Origin of the sequence: Acinetobacter bereziniae LMG 1003 = CIP 70.12 (assembly GCF_000368925.1) — a bacterium.
GTDB classification, from domain to species: Bacteria; Pseudomonadota; Gammaproteobacteria; order Pseudomonadales; family Moraxellaceae; genus Acinetobacter; species Acinetobacter bereziniae.
Window position 1 is genome coordinate 1087341 of record NZ_KB849755.1, and the last position, 20334, is coordinate 1107674.

Annotated in this window: 19 protein-coding genes and 5 tRNA genes; 14 read left to right on the forward strand and 10 right to left on the reverse strand. The window is 37.6% G+C overall.

What is annotated here, in order from left to right; genetic code table 11:
• Positions 1 to 85: 85 nt before the first annotated feature.
• On the forward strand, positions 86 to 823 hold the full coding sequence (locus tag F938_RS07005) for a hypothetical protein (RefSeq protein WP_000101621.1): 738 nt from the start codon (positions 86 to 88) through the stop codon (positions 821 to 823).
• 31 nt (positions 824 to 854) lie between these two features.
• Here F938_RS07005 and F938_RS07010 read toward each other — a convergent pair whose 3' ends face one another.
• Positions 855 to 1775: a hypothetical protein gene (locus tag F938_RS07010; RefSeq protein WP_000022452.1), complete on the reverse strand. Its 921-nt coding sequence runs from the start codon at positions 1773 to 1775 to the stop codon at positions 855 to 857.
• 177 nt (positions 1776 to 1952) lie between these two features.
• Between F938_RS07010 and F938_RS07015 the strand changes: the two genes are divergently transcribed.
• A complete protein-coding gene (locus F938_RS07015; protein WP_000572501.1) occupies positions 1953 to 2219 on the forward strand; it encodes a helix-turn-helix transcriptional regulator in 267 nt (88 codons plus the stop codon).
• Between the two features lie 55 nt (positions 2220 to 2274).
• On the opposite strand, the gene F938_RS07020 is transcribed toward F938_RS07015, so the two are convergent.
• From F938_RS07020 to greB, 3 genes are all read right to left on the reverse strand, one after another.
• Positions 2275 to 3489, reverse strand: a complete 1215-nt coding sequence (locus F938_RS07020) for a tyrosine-type recombinase/integrase (protein WP_005030629.1) — start codon at positions 3487 to 3489, stop codon at positions 2275 to 2277.
• Positions 3490 to 3657: 168 nt separating this feature from the next.
• Positions 3658 to 3747, reverse strand: a tRNA-Ser gene (locus F938_RS07025).
• A 90-nt stretch (positions 3748 to 3837) separates the two neighbouring features.
• Entirely contained in the window at positions 3838 to 4332 is a 495-nt protein-coding gene (gene greB / locus F938_RS07030) for a transcription elongation factor GreB (RefSeq protein ID WP_004828488.1), read from the reverse strand.
• 562 nt (positions 4333 to 4894) lie between these two features.
• Between greB and F938_RS07035 the strand changes: the two genes are divergently transcribed.
• Positions 4895 to 6004, forward strand: coding sequence for an MltF family protein (locus tag F938_RS07035; protein ID WP_004828487.1), 1110 nt, complete (start codon positions 4895 to 4897; stop codon positions 6002 to 6004).
• A 158-nt stretch (positions 6005 to 6162) separates the two neighbouring features.
• Here the strand turns inward: F938_RS07035 and F938_RS07040 are convergent, their stop codons facing one another.
• Both F938_RS07040 and ttcA read right to left on the reverse strand, forming a co-directional pair.
• Positions 6163 to 6546: an SCP2 sterol-binding domain-containing protein gene (locus tag F938_RS07040; RefSeq protein ID WP_004828485.1), complete on the reverse strand. Its 384-nt coding sequence runs from the start codon at positions 6544 to 6546 to the stop codon at positions 6163 to 6165.
• 225 nt (positions 6547 to 6771) lie between these two features.
• Entirely contained in the window at positions 6772 to 7680 is a 909-nt protein-coding gene (ttcA, locus tag F938_RS07045; RefSeq protein ID WP_005030632.1) for a tRNA 2-thiocytidine(32) synthetase TtcA, read from the reverse strand.
• Between the two features lie 507 nt (positions 7681 to 8187).
• On the opposite strand from ttcA, the gene F938_RS07050 reads away from it, so the two are divergent.
• A complete protein-coding gene (locus F938_RS07050; protein WP_010591219.1) occupies positions 8188 to 9060 on the forward strand; it encodes a lytic transglycosylase domain-containing protein in 873 nt (290 codons plus the stop codon).
• Positions 9061 to 9403: 343 nt separating this feature from the next.
• Positions 9404 to 10309: a protease HtpX gene (gene htpX / locus F938_RS07055; RefSeq protein ID WP_004828480.1), complete on the forward strand. Its 906-nt coding sequence runs from the start codon at positions 9404 to 9406 to the stop codon at positions 10307 to 10309.
• A 122-nt stretch (positions 10310 to 10431) separates the two neighbouring features.
• Here the strand turns inward: htpX and F938_RS07060 are convergent, their stop codons facing one another.
• The 3 genes from F938_RS07060 to F938_RS07070 form a co-directional block, all read right to left on the reverse strand.
• Entirely contained in the window at positions 10432 to 10785 is a 354-nt protein-coding gene (locus F938_RS07060; protein ID WP_005030637.1) for a glyoxalase/bleomycin resistance/extradiol dioxygenase family protein, read from the reverse strand.
• Positions 10786 to 10838: 53 nt separating this feature from the next.
• Positions 10839 to 11420, reverse strand: a complete 582-nt coding sequence (locus F938_RS07065) for a DUF4112 domain-containing protein (RefSeq protein WP_005030639.1) — start codon at positions 11418 to 11420, stop codon at positions 10839 to 10841.
• Between the two features lie 161 nt (positions 11421 to 11581).
• On the reverse strand, positions 11582 to 12613 hold the full coding sequence (locus F938_RS07070; protein WP_005030641.1) for a L,D-transpeptidase family protein: 1032 nt from the start codon (positions 12611 to 12613) through the stop codon (positions 11582 to 11584).
• Positions 12614 to 13131: 518 nt separating this feature from the next.
• On the opposite strand from F938_RS07070, the gene pyrC reads away from it, so the two are divergent.
• From pyrC to F938_RS07115, 9 genes are all read left to right on the forward strand, one after another.
• On the forward strand, positions 13132 to 14166 hold the full coding sequence (gene pyrC / locus F938_RS07075) for a dihydroorotase (RefSeq protein ID WP_005030643.1): 1035 nt from the start codon (positions 13132 to 13134) through the stop codon (positions 14164 to 14166).
• Positions 14151 to 14810 (forward strand): ribonuclease T, encoded by a 660-nt coding sequence (gene rnt, locus F938_RS07080; protein WP_005030644.1) that lies wholly within the window; start codon positions 14151 to 14153, stop codon positions 14808 to 14810. Before pyrC ends, rnt begins: the two co-directional genes overlap by 16 nt.
• 20 nt (positions 14811 to 14830) lie before the next feature.
• Positions 14831 to 14906 (forward strand) — tRNA-Glu (locus F938_RS07085).
• Between the two features lie 146 nt (positions 14907 to 15052).
• Positions 15053 to 16480 (forward strand): amino acid permease, encoded by a 1428-nt coding sequence (locus F938_RS07090; RefSeq protein WP_004828469.1) that lies wholly within the window; start codon positions 15053 to 15055, stop codon positions 16478 to 16480.
• 332 nt (positions 16481 to 16812) lie between these two features.
• A tRNA-Glu gene (locus F938_RS07095) sits at positions 16813 to 16888 on the forward strand.
• Positions 16889 to 17222: 334 nt separating this feature from the next.
• Entirely contained in the window at positions 17223 to 18653 is a 1431-nt protein-coding gene (locus F938_RS07100) for an amino acid permease (RefSeq protein WP_004828467.1), read from the forward strand.
• A 130-nt stretch (positions 18654 to 18783) separates the two neighbouring features.
• Positions 18784 to 19668, forward strand: a complete 885-nt coding sequence (locus F938_RS07105) for a lipase family protein (protein WP_005030646.1) — start codon at positions 18784 to 18786, stop codon at positions 19666 to 19668.
• Between the two features lie 148 nt (positions 19669 to 19816).
• Positions 19817 to 19892 (forward strand) — tRNA-Glu (locus F938_RS07110).
• Between the two features lie 41 nt (positions 19893 to 19933).
• A tRNA-Glu gene (locus tag F938_RS07115) sits at positions 19934 to 20009 on the forward strand.
• 111 nt (positions 20010 to 20120) lie between these two features.
• On the opposite strand, the gene F938_RS07120 is transcribed toward F938_RS07115, so the two are convergent.
• Positions 20121 to 20303, reverse strand: coding sequence for a C40 family peptidase (locus tag F938_RS07120; protein ID WP_010591851.1), 183 nt, complete (start codon positions 20301 to 20303; stop codon positions 20121 to 20123).
• Between the last annotated feature and the right edge of the window lie 31 nt (positions 20304 to 20334).

Genomic DNA, 20334 nt, shown 5'->3' on the forward strand with positions numbered 1-20334 from the left:
TTACTAAACGTATTTAGAAATGTTTATTCCACCTTAATTAAAATCTATAATCATATTAGAATTTCAAACATCATAGAACATCAAAATGGCAAGAAAACAACTGACATTGCAACAATGGCTTGATAAAGATCAGACATTAAAATCCTTGTTTTTAGAGCACGAATGTAACAAAGAGCAGGCACTACTGCAGATAGTTCAGCTTCCTGATGGACGATTGCAAATTCAGCCCATCGAAACCATGATCCACCCATTACTCGTAGCAGAAATAACGAATCAATGGGTACTTTTACTCAATGAAAAATATTTTTCCGATCTAAAAAATAGATTCAGAAATTTCAAATATTCCAAGAAAAATCATGCGAATGTGAGAAAGCAATTTTATCTAACCTCACATACAGCCAAAAAAATGGAGGCATTGACTGAAAAGCTCAAACTTAAAACTGAGGCAGAGTGTCTAGAATTCCTGATGAATACGTATGAGGCAAAGCAAACGCTCCCTCCACCCTATAAGCAAAAATTAAATGAAAAAGACATGATTATTGAGGAATTGAACCAACGCATCAAAGCCCTTGATAAAATGCTTTATATTAAACAGCTTCAGGTACGCAAACAGGATGAAGTCATCCAGAAGTATCTCATTAATGAATTAATCAACAGTAAAATTACCATTAATGAATTAACCAATAGCCCCCTTCAGGACGCCAGTGAAATTCAGAAATTAAAACTCCAGTTTTTAAAGGAAATACAGAAAAATATTCAGCTAGAGCAAATCAGGCACCTATCCGTTGATCAAATTGCTTCTGATACTTTTGGTAATGAATAAGCTGATGATTGTTTTTTATGAGTACTTCTTATCACTTTTGAATAAGAATATCCTGTAACAGTTCAGTACAATCCCTTAAGTGGTGAAGAATACTTTCATCATTATAAATGGTGTTATAGGGTATTTTTTTCCCCAGCAGCAAAGCAGGGTCAGTTGACTTCTGAGCAATGATTAATTCGTTTATTTCTAACTGAAGTTTGTCGATCCTGTTCTGATATTTACGATTCTGATAAACCTTTCCATGATAATTTTCATTCTGTTTATTATGGGAATTAATGAGTCGTCCCTTTTCCAATTCTTCAATCAATGCCAGCTTAGAATCTATTTCATTCTGAATCCAGACCAGATTATTTTTTTGATATTCAAGTCTAAGTATTGGCAAAATTGATTTTACCGCCTGTGATAAATTCTCCCACCGACCATTTTTATGAGCTTCATCCCTTAAAACCCGATACAGAATTTGATGCCGTGGGTATACATTCTTATCATTACGAACTTTGACTGCCCGAATACCTCTCATTCGTTTCAAAATCTTTAAATTGCGTTGGGTGCAAATATTTTCATCCAGAGCCTGATAAGCCTGTAAAATGACACTATAACGTTTTTTTTGAATTGTATTTGAAAGCGTATCAAACTCGTCTTTTAATGCATTTAGCTGTTCCAATAGTACTACTATCTGCATAGGTGAAATGACAGTATTCTCACCTAAAATCAGTTGATGAAATTCATTTATTTCTTTCAGAATTAAATCATTGAGGTGTAGTCGCTCGTTCAGCACCTTTCGCTGTATATCGCTTAACTCAGCAACGATGATTCTTTTTTCTGGCTCATCAGCTGTTTTTATATTTCCACATGCCTCATTTTGTAAAAAACTGGATTCATAATAAGTAAACAGACAATCAATGAACTCCTGTTCCAATTCATTTAAGTCTTCAAATTTTATAATAGACATATTTTTATATTCCAATATGTTAACAATGTATAATAGTAATGTTTTTTTATAATTATGCACTGTTCTTTTATCACTGTATACCACTGTCTATCATGAGCCATATGAAAGTATGCAATGTTCAATATCAATACTTTCATACTGTTAATATTTATGTGTATAAAATCCTAGAGGTGGAAAATGATAGAACAGCATTATCGTGTCAAAGACTTAGTCAACTACCCTGAACGCCCTGCCAAGGACTATGTAGATCGTGGTGGTCGCAGACGAAAGCTATCTTATAAGCCTGCAACCAAAGGGATATTGAATATTGCAGAATCCACCTTCTGGAAAATGATTCGTCGGGGTGATTTTCCTGAACCTACCTATTTAACAGCAAGTATGCCCACATGGGCTGAAAGCCAGATTATTGAATGGCTTGAACTCAAAGAGCTTAAAGCAGCATAAATTAAATAGCCTGTCGTTTGACAGGCTATTTTTTTATCATTGGATTTTCATCTTTTTACTGTTGCTGATCCAGCAATGATTCTAGGTAATTCGCCCACTCCTGCATCATCTCCCGACGATTGTTTAAAAATTTGGTTCGATTGTAGGCTGTACCATTATTATCTTTTACTTTATGTGCCAATTGATGCTCAATAAAGTCTACACGTTGTTCTAATATTTCATCCAACATGGTTCGTGCGGTTGCACGTAATCCATGTGCCGTTTGCTTCCCAGCATAGCCCAAGCGTTTTAACGCTGAGTTAATCGTATTATCAGAAATAAAAGTTTTACCATCCCGACCCACGAAAATGTATTCACTGTATGGGTGCAGATCAATAATTGAATCAATTAAGTCAAAGGCCTGATCTGACAATGGTACAATATGAAGCTGCTTGGTTTTACTAGCTGTAAATTTAAAGCAACTTTCTTCACAATAGAAATACTCCTTTTTCAGCTTGCGTATCTCCCCAGGTCGCTGAAAGGTCAACACGGAGATTTTTAACGCCACTTGTGTGATATGTGAACAACGTGGATAAAGTTTGGAGTAGTTCCAAATTTTATTGAGCATTGGAGCTAGTTCCTGCTCCTCTGTCACGGCTGCAAAGTTCCCACCCTGTGGTTTGGGCAGTTCAATATCCTCAATAGGATTGTATTGAATCAGCTTCTTTTTACGTGCTGACTTAAATATCTGGTTCAAGTCCGATTTTAGGCGTTTGGCAACTGACAATGCACCACGTTCAATAATGCGCTTAAAGACCTTAATCTCAAGAATTTCCAAGGTAAGCTGTGGAAAGGTTAAATCACCAATATAGGGATAGACATCGTGCTTTAAACGACGGATCGTCTCTTCATCCTGTTTTTGCTCTAGCTCACGTTTATATAGCCATGCTTCAGCAACAATACGAAAGGTATTTTCTGCTTCTTTCTGTTTCTGGGACTTGGTTTCAATCCGCTCCATTGCTGGATCGATGCCCTGCTTAATGAGCTTCTTATATTCATCACGAATAGTGCGAGCATCATCCAGTGAAACTTCAGGATAAGTACCTAAAGATAAATCATTACGTTTGGCTAAAAATGGACGTGTGTAATTGAATATCCAGTACTTGCTACCACTCTGATCAATACGCAGGTACAGGTTTCCCCCATCAGACAGCTTATACATCTTGTCAGGATCAGGTTTAGCTTTTTTAACTTGTAAAGCACTAAGCTTATTGATTCCACGAGTCGCCATAATTCAGACATAAAAAAATGCAGTAAGAAATAATCTTACTGCATTTTTTACTACTTTATAACTACCGATTGGCGTAGTGCGTCACGGCTTGTCATATCGTATATTTCCAACTTTAACCTTATAAATCATAAACTTATATAGTGTTAAACAGTGTCAGAAACTTGAATTTGGCGGAAGCGGTGAGATTCGAACTCACGGAGGACTCACACCCTCGTCGGTTTTCAAGACCGGTGCATTAAACCGCTCTGCCACGCTTCCAATGGCGGCTATCATATAAATAAAAACACGACTTGGCAAATCTTTTTCTATATTTTCACTCTCAAATGTACAAAATAAAATCAAATCCTGTTAATTTGCTGAAATTTCATGCTTTTCATAACGAATTGAGTTGATATACCAAAGCTTTTTTCCTAAAGGTGTCATCACTTCAACTTCATCATCTACCTGTTTAGAGAGCAAAGCTCTTGCCATCGGTGAGTCAATAGAAATATGTTGGGGGTGATGGTCATAAATTTCATCAACACCCACAATCCGCAAAGTTTTCGATTCCCCTTCATCGTTTTCTATCTCAACCCATGCACCAAAATAGACTTTTCCTTCTTGCTCGGGTGCAAAATCTACGATACGTAATTCTTCTAAACGTTTACCTAAGTAGCGCACACGACGATCAATCTTTCTCAGCAGTTGTTTATTGTATTGATAATCCGCATTTTCAGATCGGTCACCTAGACTGGCAGCCCATGTTACCTTTTTAGTTACTTCTGGTCGTTCCTCACGCCAAAGTTGTTGCAGTTCTGCAACCAATAAATCATGTCCCGAACGGGTGATTAAATTAGATTTCATGATTTAAAACCATTTACCATAGATCCGCATTGAGATACATTTTTAAAAAAATATTGAGGTTCGTCTACTGCCAACCCATAAAAATTCTGAATATCGAAACTGATTTTTAGTACAAATATGCTGTACATTTTTACCTTGCTTGAAGCCATAAATCAAAAAAACTCATATAAAATCCTTAACTAAATTTTTATCAATGACGGTCTAACTTAACTTACATTCAGTATATTTACTTACAGTTTTTTGATTTTTTATTTCAAAACAATTTCAGCATAAATTCAAAAAAATTAATACATTTAAATCAATAGCTTAAATATTATTTTCTGATCATTTTTTAAACAAAATTTGACAGATAAAAAAACTGCCGATATTATGCGCACATGTTTTATTAGCTTACTTTTTTAATTTTGTAGTTTTTCTGCAAAATCTTTCAATCCCACATGTCATTTTTTGAATGACGTTCATGACTGCCCACCCTTATTGAATTTACCAACTGTAAGAAGTCTGTAGGTACTTTTGTGCTTATTACTTTTTAGGGCAATAAATTACTTGTAGCGGAGACAACATGCACAGTAGTTCAACCTCTGGGTCGAGGCTTTGCCTTAACTCATTATTTCGTGCTCTTCCAATTAAATGTTTAGTTTTATCCACGGCGTTAATTCCTTTCAGTATTAATGCCAGTAAGAACAATCAATACAATGCTGTAGTTAATTCAAGTAAATTGACTGTAGTCGCTGTTTCCAATCCGAGTATCGTATTTAAGGATGGACAGTATAAACATGGCTTCGGCTATGACTTAGCCCACAATTATGCTGAAAGCCTAAATGTGAAGCTAGAGTTTAAAACAGTGGCAGATAATGCGACTGCACTCAAGATGATCAATCAAGGTAAAGCAAACTTTGCGATTACCACTGCAACGATGCAAAGTATCGAAGCACAAAATCTCACTTCGTTTTCAGCTACATGTGGTGATTTCAATAGTTTAAAAAGCAATGGCTTAAATACCGATATCAATTGGGTCTTTAAGCAAGCTGATGATCCACTCACAGCAACGGCAAGCGGTTTTATTTGTCAAAGTAAACAAAATGGTGCAACCCAACAATTGGCATCATTTTATAATCGCAATGTGGTTAAGAAAGATGATTGGAATACCATTCAACGTGATCTAAGTGCGCGTTTACCGATTTATAAAGCCAGTTTTAAACGTTCAGCGCAACAGTATGGTTTAGATTGGCATCTGCTTGCAGCTATTGGTTATCAAGAATCATATTTAAAACCAGACTCTGTTTCTCCCACAGGTGTTCGCGGTTTAATGATGTTGACCAACAATACTGCAAAAGCAATGGGTGTGAGTAACCGTAACGACCCAGTACAAAGTATTCAAGGCGGCGCAAAGTATTTTGATATGATGCTGAATCGATATTCTTACATCCGTACACCTGACCGTCATTGGTATGCATTGGTTGCCTATAATATGGGACCAGGTGCTGTTGAAAGTATCCAAAAGCGTATTAAAGCGCAAGGTAAAGATCCGAATGATTGGATGAACCTTTACAATTATTTAACACGCCACCAAAGCAGTAATGGTCGCTATAAACAAGCAGTGCAATATGTCACACGTATTCGTGCATATTTAGAGCACATCAAAACGACACCGCGTTTGCTTGAAATCTAATACAGTTCGTCACTGGGCTGGCTACTGTTTAATATTTAAAACTTTTGTAATACATCAATATCTGATCTAACTATCGTTGAGATTGTTTTTCAATCGACTGAAATGATCAGACAAAAAAAAGCTTACTCATGGAGTAAGCTTTTTTTGTATCAAGAAAATTAAGCAGTTTGCTCTAATACTTTCTTAAACAAATCTTTTTGTTCTTGGCTAGGCTTAGCAGTTTGTAATGCCATTAATTGAGACATATCACCTTGAACTTTGATTTTACCTGTCATGAACGCTTGCATCGCAGCAGCCATATCAAACTCTAGGAACACTTTACGAAGCGTCTCAGCATCCATATTGAGCGTCGTTTTGGCATTTGCAGAACTACCTTTAATGATTTTACCACCATCCAAAGCAAGCTCTGTGTTGCCATCTGCATCTGCAACAACCAAATTAATCGCTAAACCAGAAAGCGCTGGTGGCAAGTTTAAATCACCTGCTTCAGCAGTTAATTTTTCAACATTTGCAAACCAATCATCAGTTAAAAATGCAGGCATGTTCATTCCTCAAATTATTTATTCAATTTATTGTGCTATCTATCCAGACAACATCAGGGTGAAGCAGTTTTGCTTGCCCAATGTTATAGCATGATAATTTCAATTTGGGCTAAAGTTTTTTGTACGGACTGTTCATGTTTTATTGGTTTTATCGTTTTATTTTTTAAAATCAGGCACTCATTTCAATATGAGTACCCGATTTGTTCAAAAAATTGGCAAAAAAGATCAGTCTGCCGCAAAACTCAAATTCACCACATCCAAGCGTTTTTTCATTTCTTCAGTGTCACATTTCATATCAAATTCACGCTCTTCATCCAATTTCTCAAAATCGAACAAATCACGGTCTGCTAATTGTGAAGGCGAAACATTTTGTAATGCACCAAAAATACTGTGTAAACGTTTTGGATATTGTTTGTCCCATTCACGCAGCATGTCATTCAGCATTGCACGTTGTAAATTTTCCTGAGAACCACACAAGTTACATGGAATAATCGGGAATTTACGAATTTCTGCATATTTGATGATGTCTTTTTCTTCAACATATGCCAACGGACGAATCAGAATATTCTTTTTGTCTGAAGACAATAATTTTGGAGGCATGGCTTTTAAGCTGCCACCATGAAATAAATTCAAAAAGAAGGTTGCAATGATGTCATCACGATGATGTCCAAGTGCTACTTTGGTTGCACCAATTTCTTGTGCAAAGCCATAAAGCGAACCACGACGCAAACGCGAACATACAGCACAATAGGTTTTGCCTTCTGGCGTTAAACGTTTAGTGATGCTATACGTGTCTTTTTCCAAAATATAATAAGGAATATTATTTTCTTCCAAATATTTCGGTAATACGTCTTCGGGGAAACCTGGTTGTTTCTGATCTAAATTGACTGCGACTACATCAAAATTGATCGGTGCAATGCGTTTAAATTGCAACAAAATATCCAACAAGGTGTAACTGTCTTTCCCACCAGAAACACAGACCATCACCTTATCGCCTTCCTCAATCATTTTATAGTCACGAATGGCATGACCCACCTGACGGCGAAGTTTTTTCAACAGACGATAATAAGCTGAACTTGTTGGAAGTTCTGGTTTGAAATTAAATCCTTGCTCGGACTCAACTGGCGAGAACATAGACGAGATTGACCCATAAAAAAATACTGGGCAATTTTATCTGATTTGAACGTTAACCGCATCTAAAGATTTTTTTATTTTGCATCAATTTTTATTTGGTCATCTTTCTGACTTATTCTTCGATTTAAAATAGACGGCAAAGTTCATTTTTTATGCAAAGTGCTTATCTTTTGGACTTTTCCACAGTTTTCCACAAAACCTGTGGATAAAATTGTGGATTCTTTGGGGCTTGACATAGATTCCTATCGCAATGATGGGCATTTTCCTTAAATTGATCATTTTTTAACCACTATATTTTTTATATATTTTTCAATAGATTACCTTAGTCAATAGTTATTTTTCAAAAAAAATATAAAATTTTTTTTGCTTAATATGCCAACAAATAGCACTTGCATTTTTTTAATTGTATTGTTAAAACTCAATTCATAGTTTTTCTTGTCCAATAACTTTGATAAACTCCAAAATGAAATTGGGGAAATATATTAATTACTACAAATGAAAAAACGAATGAAAGGTTCTGTGTTGTCGGTTTTAGGGTGTATGAGTATCTTCTCATTGGCACCTGAAACGTTTGCAGGTCAAATTTACTTCTATAAAGATCAAAACGGCACGACCCTACTCACCAACCGAAAAAATAATGATAGTTCCTTACAAAAAATTAAAGTGACCTATTATAAAGACAGTAACATTCACAGTTATAGCAACTGGGGAAGTTCAGAGTCCTCGGTATTGCCCAGTTACAGTAAAAGCCGTAATGCATTTGATAGCATTATTCGTCAAGCCGCTCAAACACATGGCGTCTCCGAAGGTTTAATTAAAGCTGTGATGCATACTGAATCAGGATTTAATTCAAATGCACGCTCTCCTGTAGGTGCGCAAGGTCTAATGCAACTCATGCCTGCAACCGCACGTCGCTTTAACGTGTCTAACTCATTTGATCCACAACAGAATATTTTTGGCGGGGCTAAATATCTAAGTTGGCTAATGAAGCGATTTAATGGTAATACCACATTAGCTTTGGCTGCCTATAATGCAGGAGAAGGTAATGTTGACAAATATGGTGGCATCCCTCCATTTCGTGAAACACAAGACTATGTAAAACGTGTCACCAGTCGTTTAAATAACTTGTATGCTGGCGGTTTGAACCTATCAACCAATGGTAATGTCAGCACTGGACAAATCATTGCTCAGTCTAATGCAAATGATTTAAATAATCCTGATCCTGCACCAACGATCAACAATGCATCGAGCATTCAACCTGTAAAATATAATACTCGCCCCATTATCATTGCCTCAGATGGGACTTATACTGATGCACCTGCTGGATCCTATTCAACCGCACATGCCAGCGCAACTGCAAGGATCACCATAGGCAATTAGTTTGCTTAAGTCGGTGCTGTTTGTTGGTACATGAGCGACGAGATGATTTAGTAAAATTTATGGCTCAAATGTATAAATCAAGTCGTTAAATTGAACAATTACATTTTCTAAACAAATCATTGAAAGTTATTATGATTTCTCCTATACAGAGAATTTATTTTTATCTGACTCAATTTTTTAGATAAATTTCTGATCGACTATCCCTATATCTGAAATTTTTTACTTTTTCTGCGTATAGGTTTTTTCAATGATTCTTGAATTTTAATCTCCTAAACCTCATATTGAAATTCATGATTTATTCGCATAAATCGTATTATCGATTATTTATAAGAGGATTCTCTCCATGATGCGGATTGGTTTGTTTTTGCTAACCAACCTCGCGGTACTGGTTGTAGCTGGCATTATCCTATCATTATTAGGTGTTGGTAGTTACCACGGCGCTGGCGGTCTTAAATTAGGCAACCTGATGGTCATCTGTTTTGTCTTTGGTATGGTGGGATCTTTAATTTCCCTCTTTATGTCAAAGTGGATGGCGCTGAAAACAACAGGCACTGAATTAATTGATCCGAATGCTCCTCGTAACCAAGCAGAAGTTTGGTTATTACAAGAGGTTGCTCAACTTTCTCAACGTGCTGGTATTAAAATGCCAGATGTTGGTATTTTCCATTCTTATCAATCAAATGCTTTTGCAACGGGTTGGAACAAAAACGATGCGTTAGTATCGGTTTCAACAGGTTTGCTTGAACGAATGAATAAAGATGAATTACGCGCTGTACTTGCCCATGAAATTGGTCACGTTGCCAATGGAGACATGGTAACTTTATCTCTGATTCAAGGTGTGGTCAACGCATTTGTCATGTTCTTTGCCCGTGTGGTCGGTGACTTTATTGACCGTAACGTGTTTGGTCGTGAAGATGGCGAAGCACCTGGACTGGCTTATTTTGCCATTACCATCGTACTTGATATTGTCTTCGGTATTTTGGCATCGGCAATTGTGATGTGGTTCTCCCGCTATCGTGAATACCGTGCCGACGAAGCAGGCGCTCAGCTTGCAGGTAAGGAAGCCATGATTTCAGCATTATTACGTTTACAAGCTGAATCTGAAATGCCAGATCAAATGCCAAAAGAAATGAAAGCATTTGCAATTACGGAAGGTAAGGAACAAGGCTTTAGTTTGGCCGCTTTATTCCAAACTCACCCAAGTATCGAACAACGTGTTGCAGCTTTACGTCAATTAAATCTTCCTTAATGGTAAATTAATATATTTACTTTCTTATTCTCCCTTAAACAACAAAGCCTCCAATTTGGAGGCTTTGTTGTTTCTGAATAAATCATTATTTGGAATAAATAGATTAAATAAGAAATAGTTCACTAACTCAATTGAATACAGCGAATAAGGCTACCATTTGGGTCAACCACACAAAACATATCAATTTCTTCTAAATATTGAATCTCGCTCATCCGTGCATCTGGATATTGTGTCCAATCCAAAGCGTGCCAAAAATGAAATAAATCTTGCATAACATGCGTTCTTAAACAAGCACTGAACCAGGATGCTTTTGGATCCAATTGAGGATGATGGAAGAACTCTAAAATCAAACTGTCTTTGGTTAAAATCATCCACTGGTCAGACTGATAATCACATTGAAAACCCAAGAATGCATAAAACTTACGAGTATGATCAAAATCAATCGCAGGAAGGTTTGCCGAAATATAATCTTGCATGATCACCTCTGTCAGTGCATCTATGAATGTTCAAATCAGTTTAAGCAGTGCTGTTAGGTTTTATAGCTCTGATACCAATCCCACAACATATTTACACCCAGCCACATGGCAATTGCAATCAATATCAATACCACCAAGCCCAAAATATCAGGAATATGAATCCAAATCCATGCCACAACAGGGTTGCGCCAAAAGGCAGAATGCTGCTGCTTTTGTTCTAATTTTTCATGCAAAAACGGATGAACAACATGGTCATCTGAATGGATCTGATACTCTGCTTGAATATGATCATGCACGATATCTAAAGCTTTACGACTCGGGCGAATAAAAATATCAAACAATGTTCCCGCAATAGGGATACAGCCGACAATACCATCCATGATTGCAAGTTTTAACACACCATTCAACTTGGCTTGAGGTACACCAATCTGCTTGGCTTTATACACCGCATAACAGGTTAAAATAAATCCCGCCACATCACCTGCGATTGGAATGGTACTTAATGCAGCATCAGCTCCCACACCTTGTTTGGTAAAGGGAATACGCACCACTGAATCCATCATATTGGCAAATTTAGCCAAATCACGTTCCAGTTTAATGACTTCTTGAGTAGATAATTTTTTTTCTGTACCCATAAAGATGACGTTCTTCTAACAATAGTTAATTGTTGCATCATAGCCAATCTATACATGATGTTGTGTATATTTTTGATATACAGCAATAAATGGCTAAGAATTAGATAAAAAAGCGACCTATACCCCACGGCATAGATCGCTTTTAAACAACATCGTGGACTTTAATCTAAAAACTTCACCACAGTTCCGGGTTGAACTTTACGCCCCAAGTCATTGGCATCCCAGTTGGTGAGACGAATACAGCCATGCGATGCCGTCTTCGAGATTAATGATGGATTTGGAGTTCCATGAATCCCAAAGGTCGGTTTGCTTAAGGCAATCCACATATTACCAACGGGACCATTTGGACCAGGTGGCAGAGCTAATTTCTGGCGATTGCTACCTTGTACAAAGTTTTTCGGGTTATATCCATACACTGGATTTGGTGCAACTTTTACCACTTTATGCGTCCCTTTGGGAGATGGTGTCCCTGACCCGCCAATTGTGGCAGGGAATGAAGCAATCATTTGATTTAAATGATTATATAAATACAGTTGGCGCGCTGGCTTATGTGCAATAATCAGCGCAACATCTTGAGGTAAGTCATTGCGAACAATTGGAACATTGAGCGTTTCACCAACTTTCTTAAAGTTAGCATGTGGGTTAATTTGCTTTAAGAAATCCTCATCAATATGAAATTTCTCACCGAGCATTTCAGTTACACGGGTATAGTAAAGCCCCGGCATCTTAGCTTGCAGAGCATAATTGCGTGGAATCGATTTAGCATAAGGACCTTTCAGGTCTTGAGCGGTAATTTGATAAGTACCAAATGCCGCAGTTGTTTGATTTTTTAACAAACTGTCCCACGTTAGCTTATCCAGTTCACCACTAATCGGTAACCCTTTAATTTGTTGATAAGCAGCAATGGCTTTTAAGAAATTTTTACCACTCTTAGCATCAATCGGTCCCGGTGATGCATGCAGATTATTTAACATCACTTGCGCGCGCGCATAGGCAGGAAACTGCCCTCGCCCCAGATTGCTTGACCAAGTGGCATTATTAATACTATTTAATGACCAATCTTGTTTTGAATCCGCTTTAATGGCTTCTTGGTTTTTTTCGCTTTTCACATTTTGTTTGGCAAATGTTTGGCTTTGAATACTTAAACCAGTCAGACATAGTATACAGATAAGACTTGGCAGAAACTTGCCCATATAAAACTCGCTATCTACTTAATTTTATCATTCATTTCTCTAATAAACCATGTAATATCAGACACATGAAGAATATTAATTGAATACCCTAAATTTCATTTTAATAAAGCTTATTGATCATTTTCACATCAAAAATTTAGAACTTATTTTATAAAGTCAACCGTATATTCATTAACCCTGTTCAAATAATGTGTATTATCAGTTTAGCTTTGTATGACTTCATTATCGTTTTTTAAGTAAAATATGCAATAGCACAGACTGACTATTTCAGTTTTTAAATCCTCTTTTTAAAAAATAATTAAAATTAACCAATTGAAAATTTTAACAAAGTTTTGAGGTACAATTTTATTTCATTAGCGTTAGCATTTTATCATGACAAGTCTATGACCGAGATGTGCAAAATATAGACTTTAGATTTGTTTTTAATCATTTAATTTGAATTATTGATTAGAAATAGCTGTTATCATTTTAAACTGTTATAGATTATCATCTCATTTATTTTGTAAGTCAGAATTGCCTTGAATACGATCACATTGCTTCAGCCCGATGACTGGCATGCCCATCTCCGTGATGGTCTTGCTTTAAAGCGTACAGTTCCAGATCTCGCCAAACAATTTGCCCGTGCGATTTGTATGCCGAACTTGGTTCCACCTGTAAAAACTGTAGATGAGGCCAATGCTTATCGCGATCGTATTATGGCACATGTACCTGCAGGTCTAAATTTTGACCCACGTATGGTACTGTATTTTACTGACCATACTTCGCCAGACGAAGTTCGTAAAATCAAAGAATCTCAATATGTAAATGCCATTAAACTTTATCCTGCTGGTGCTACCACCAATTCGGATAATGGCGTAAGCGACATCCGCAAAGTCTATGCAGTGATCGAGCAACTTGAAGAACATCAAGTTCCTTTACTGTTACATGGTGAAGTGACTCATCATCATGTGGATATTTTTGATCGTGAAAAACGCTTTTTAGATGAAGTGCTTTCACCTTTATTAAAGCAATTTCCAAAATTAAAATTAGTTTTAGAACATATTACCACCAGTGAAGCAGCACATTTTGTACTCGAACAGGATCGTAATGTTGCAGCAACCATTACCCCACAACATTTATTATTTAACCGTAATGATATGCTGGTCGGTGGGGTTAAACCGCACTTCTATTGCTTACCGATTTTAAAACGTCAAACGCATCAACAGACATTGTTAGAAGTTGCAACCAGCGGAAATCCTAAGTTTTTCTTAGGTACAGACAGTGCGCCACACTCTAAAAATGCCAAAGAAAATGCATGTGGCTGTGCAGGTTGTTACAGTGCTCCAACTGCAATTGAACTGTATGCACAAGCATTTGACCAAGTGAACAAAATCGAACGTCTTGAAGGTTTTGCCAGTCTCTTTGGTGCCGACTTCTATGGTTTGCCTCGCAATACAAATACGATTACTCTTGTCAAAGAAGAACAGGTAATCCCTGAAAGTTTAGATTATTTGGATGGTGAACAGATTATTCCACTTTATGCTGGAAAAACTATCCAATGGAGAAAGGTGTGACAACTGAAACATTACCTGTGATTGGACAACGATTTCGTGGTTTTTTACCCGTCGTTGTTGATGTAGAAACAGCAGGTTTTAATGCAGATACTGATGCATTGCTAGAAATAGCATGCATCCCGATTGTGTATGATGCTGAGGGCAAATTTGTTCCTGGTGAAGCACATCATGCACATATCAACCCCTTCGAAGGCGCAAATTTAGATCGTCGTTCATTAGATTTCATTGGTATTGATCCATTTAATCCTATGCGTATGGCGATGGCTGAAGATGAGAAAACAGCTCTTAAGCGTATTTTTAAAGCAGTGAATGACGTGCGTCGTCAACAAAATTGCACGCATGCAGTCTTGGTTGGACACAATGCTCATTTTGATTTAGGTTTTTTAAAAGCGGCGATTGCTCGAACAGGGACAAAAAATCAAAACCCATTTCATAGCTTTTCAGTCTTTGATACGGTCACGTTGAGTGCAGTGATGTTTGGTCAAACTGTCTTAGCAAAATCATGTATTCAAGCTGGAATTGAATTTGATGGTCGAGAAGCACACTCAGCATTGTATGATACACAGAAGACGGCTGAACTGTTCTGCTATATTTTGAACAAACTCGCTCCTCACTTACTTGACACTTTGATGGCGGATCAATAAGATAGCGCCATCTTCTAAACGACCCTATCGTCTAGAGGCCTAGGACATCGCCCTTTCACGGCGGTAACCGGGGTTCGAATCCCCGTAGGGTCGCCATATTTTCTCTCCTTCGCAATACCATTACTTAGTTTTAGTCATTTCAATTTTTTTCTTATACTTTACGCCTAGTTATTTCATTTTATTTTGTGAATTTTCACATTTTAATCTAAAATATTGATTTAGCATTCTCAGTTACATCAAATATGCAATCTCCCGATCAATCGAATCAGCATCTCAATGCTGATGGACAGTCTTTTGTCTTAAAAAGATCCATGACCAAACGACACCTGATTATGCTGTCTCTAGGTGGTGCTATCGGCACAGGTTTATTTTTAAGTTCAGGCGAAGTCATCGCTCAAGCAGGTCCGATTGGTGCTGTGATTTCCTATATCATCGGTGGCTTAATTGCATACATGGTCATGCTATGTTTAGGTGAATTGGCAGTGAATCAACCCGTAACAGGATCTTTTGGTGCATTTGCTGCCAAAAATATTGGTCCCGGTACAGGTTATATGGTCTCATGGATGTACTGGTTAGGCTGGTCTGCAACATTAGGTACGGAGTTTACTGCCGCTGCGATGCTGATGCAGGAATGGTTTCCAACCACCTCCATCTGGCTATGGACCTTAATCTTCATTATCGCGGTACTGATTTCCAACCTCACTTCTACTCGTTTTTTTGCAGAGTCTGAATTCTGGTTGTCCTTCGTCAAAGTGGCAACGGTTTTGGTCTTCATTCTGTTAGGCTTGGCAGCGATATTTGGTTTAATTCCATTTCATGGCTATGAATCTGCACCTTTATTCAGTAACTTAACCTCGCATGGTTGGCTGCCCAATGGACTATTTCCAATTTTTGCCACCATGCTGATCGTTAACTTTGCATTTAATGGCACAGAAATGATCGGTATCGCAGCAGGCGAAACAGAAAATCCTGAAAAAAATGTACCGAAAGCAATTCATGCTGCCGTCTGGCGTTTGATGATTTTCTTTGTCGGCACCATTATTGTGATTAGCTCATTATTACCCTATCAAGATGCTGGACTTGCCGTACATGGTGAAGGTATCAGTAATAGTCCATTTGTATCGGTATTTAATTTAATCGGTATTCCTTATGCAGAAGACATCATGCGTTTCGTGATTATCACGGCACTATTGTCTACAGCAAACTCGGGACTCTACGCTGCTTCTCGTATGATGTGGGCACTCTCAGTTCAAAAACAATTACCACGTATTTTTTCTAAATTGACCAAATCAGGTACGCCTGTGATCGCCATTTTGGTGACCATGATTGGAGGCTTACCCGGGTTATTATCAGAACAGTTCGGTGCTGATGTGATTTTCAAAAACTTATTAGGCGTGGCTGCATTTACCATGGTCATCGTATGGATGAGTATTTGCTGGAGTCAATTTAATTTCCGTCGCAAATGGCTTGCTAGTGGAAAGACCTTAGCTGATTTGAAATTTAAGACACCTTGGTATCCACTTGTACCTATCTTAGGTTTTATCACCTGTACCGCAACAGGCTTAAGTATGGCAGCCGATCCTGAAATGCTTTCAGGCTTTATTGGATGCTTGCTCTTTATGGCGATCTGTTATGTGACCTATTATGGTCTGTATCATCAGAAAAATTAATTCATCTCTGAGCTTATCAAGCACCCGTGCTTAAATAGGTGCTTGTGATCAAGCTAAAAGTCAGCATTATTATGGCATCTATGAGATTCAACAATGATGGATACACCCAGAATTCAATCCATATGATTGTCTATCCATAGATCGTGAATTTTGATTTTTTTAATTTTAACGTCATCACAATTTAAATCGTCAAAACAATCCAATACGTTATTGATTAAATTACATGCTGAAAGAATAATAATTGCTGAAGGATTCACCAGTTAGAAGATAATTCAAGAAATCTGTTTTGACAAAAGTGCCGTTTGTTATTAATATACGCATCACCTCATCACGACCCTATCGTCTAGAGGCCTAGGACATCGCCCTTTCACGGCGGTAACCGGGGTTCGAATCCCCGTAGGGTCGCCATATTCGAGTAAGTTTTTTTACATGAAACTTCTCATAAAAAAACCTGAGCAATATGACTCAGGTTTTTTTATATCTATTGATTTTCAAATGCTTAAAAACACAACAGTAAGACCATTAGAATAATGCTTTTTATTGAACAATTGAACTTTCATTTATTAAAATAACGCGAGCAATATTAAATATAAGTTTTTGATTTAAATAATTAATTAATAGAAATAAAAAATAGTGAAAATTTATATTCTGGATTATTGCCGATTAAAACCACTCAGTCATTGCACTATTTCGCAATTGGACTAAAATAGCGCGCTTCTTGTTTTATTTCCATTAGAAGCTTATGCCGTCATCACCAATTCAAAATGATGCTCAAGTATCATCTAATTCCTCACCACTCAAACGAGCAATGAGTACTCGTCACTTGGTGATGATTTCGCTTGGTGGTGCAATTGGTACAGGGCTTTTTTTGGGATCTGGTGAAGTCATTTCACAAACAGGTCCGATTGGTGCCATCCTCTCTTATATTTTGGGCGGTGTGATTGCATATATGGTGATGCTTTGCTTAGGTGAACTCGCTGTACATATGCCTGAGTCTGGCTCTTTTGGTACTTATGCCCAACGCTATATTGGTCCAGGTACAGGCTATACCGTCACGTGGTTATATTGGCTGACTTGGTCAGCAACTCTAGGTACAGAGTTCACCGCAGCCGCTTTATTGATGCAAGAATGGTTTCCACATATTTCGATGTGGTTATGGACACTGATTTTTGCAGCAATTGTGTTTGGCTTAAATATGAGCTCAACCAAATGGTTTGCCGAATCTGAGTTTTGGCTATCACTGGTAAAAGTGATTACCGTTATTGCATTCATTCTTTTTGGTTTGCTGGCGATTTTTGGTCTACTCAATTATCAAGGACACCATGAAGCACCCTTATTTAGCAATTTAACCGCTGAGGGTTGGTTTCCACAAGGCTTATTCCCGATCTTTACCACGATGTTGATTGTTAACTTTGCCTTTTCTGGGACAGAGTTAATTGGTGTTGCTGCAGGAGAAACTGAAGATCCTGCCAAGAATGTACCTAAAGCCATCAATACGGCAATTTGGCGCTTGTTGATTTTCTTTGTCGGTACCATCATTGTGATCAGTGCATTATTGCCACATCAAATGGCAGGACTACATGCTGAGGGCGTAAGTAGTAGTCCTTTCGTTACCGTATTTGATCATATCGGTATTCCTTATGCAGAAGATATCATTCGCTTTGTAATCATCACTGCATTATTGTCTGCGGCGAATTCAGGACTATTTGCTGCCTCACGTATGATGTGGTCACTGTCAGCAAAAAAACAACTTCCAGCAATATTCTCAAGAGTTAATGCGCGTGGCATCCCTTACATCGCAGTGATTGTAACGATGTTTGGCGCACTGCCGGGCTTACTTTCAGAACAATTTGCACCTGAAACCATTTTTAAAAATCTATTGGGTGTTGCTGCTTTCACAATGGTTGTGGTGTGGATGAGTATTTGTCTGAGCCAATTTAATTTTAGACGCCAATGGTATAAACAGGGTCATAGTAAAGCGGAGTTAGGTTTTGCCGCACCTTTGTTTCCGATCGTACCCATTTTGGGTTTTGTATTCTGCTTAATTACCTGTATTAGTATGGTGTTTGATCCTGAAATGGTGGTCGGTTTTATCTGTTGTTTAATCTTTATTGCTATTTGTTATATCAGTTATGCCTTCTTATACAAATCTCAGCATGATTCGCAGTCTTAAATAAAAACCGTTTCTATTTTTCAAATCAAAAGTGTGGCAATTGCTACACTTTTTGTACATTTGGTCATAGTCAAAAAAGGTTTAAGCTCGTAAATTAAATTTATAATTCTTATGTTTGATCACAACAGCAATGAAAATTATTTTTATTCATGGCATGAATCAACAAAATTATAATGCTGATAATTTGAAACAACATTGGCTTGATATTTTTCAACAGGGTATCAACGAACTTAAACTTGCTATTTCAGCCACAGAACTTGATATCAGCCTGCCCTTTTATGGTGATTTGATCACTAAGCATCAACTCAGCAATCGCTTTGATCTAGATGCTTTCTTACCTAAGTCATGGGTTAATTTTCATTTGCACAAACATAGCGCAACTGCGCCATCGACAGTTTTAAATACAGCGCCAACCATTCCAATCTTGCCTTACTTTATGCCTGAGCATGAGCTAAAACTGTCAAAACGGCTGTATTTAGCTTCTCAGTTATTCAAAGACAAAGCTCTTAAAGAATTTTCTGTCATTTTAAATAACTTTCCTAAACTGCATGAAAGTCTGATCCATAAGTTTTTGATCGAAACTTATTTATACTTAGCCAATCCTCAATTCATGGATGAAGTTCACCAAAGGATTTTAGCAAGTTTAGAAGCAGATCAAAGCCATGTTATCGTTGCGCACTCCTTAGGCACCGTGATTGCGTATAACCTTTTGCAACAACTATCACCTCAGTATAAAATCCAAGGCTTCATTACTTTAGGCTCTCCCCTGGCATTTAAAGTCATTCAGTCCAAACTTACACCGCCAATCCAAAGTCCTGCTTGCTTAAATGGAGATTGGCATAATTTTTACTCTCCTGATGATTTCCTCACGGCTTTTCCTCTGGTCAATGCGCCTTTTGACTTTCAACCCGCCATTTTAAATACATCTATTTCAACATTTATCCATTCCCCGCACCAGATTGCAGGCTATTTACAGCATCCTGCTGTGATTAAAAATATTGTAGAAACCCTTTAAAGCCATTTGGCTCGATTTCATTGATACTTTTGATGATTTTTGTGTTATTGCTTTGTTTTTATACATATAAATCAAGTTTTCGCTTTTATTGTAGAAAAAGGTTTGACACATCTCTGTATTCGCCCTAATATACGCCCACCTCTGAAACGACCCTATCGTCTAGAGGCCTAGGACATCGCCCTTTCACGGCGGTAACCGGGGTTCGAATCCCCGTAGGGTCGCCATTAATTTGATGGTTTTGTTTCAAGGTCTGCCTCAATTTATTGACCCTATCGTCTAGAGGCCTAGGACATCGCCCTTTCACGGCGGTAACCGGGGTTCGAATCCCCGTAGGGTCGCCACATTCGAGATTGTTTTTGCAATAAAACGTCTCAAAAAAAACCTGAGCATCATGACTCAGGTTTTTTATTGTCTGGCTTTTATATCTCTTTATTTTTGCCAACATCCCAATGTTATCGTACATCAATCAATTGCTTTGAATTAAAAAGTGTACTGGGTGCAATTACCATTTCATTCAATGGAATATATTGACCATATCTTTGTTTCATCAAGGCTTTAACACGTGGATGACTAAGATCAAAGCTGGATAGACCTTTAATACCTAACTTTATATAATCATTCTTTGACTCGTACAATCTCGCTCACCAAACGCCATTTGATTTTCTT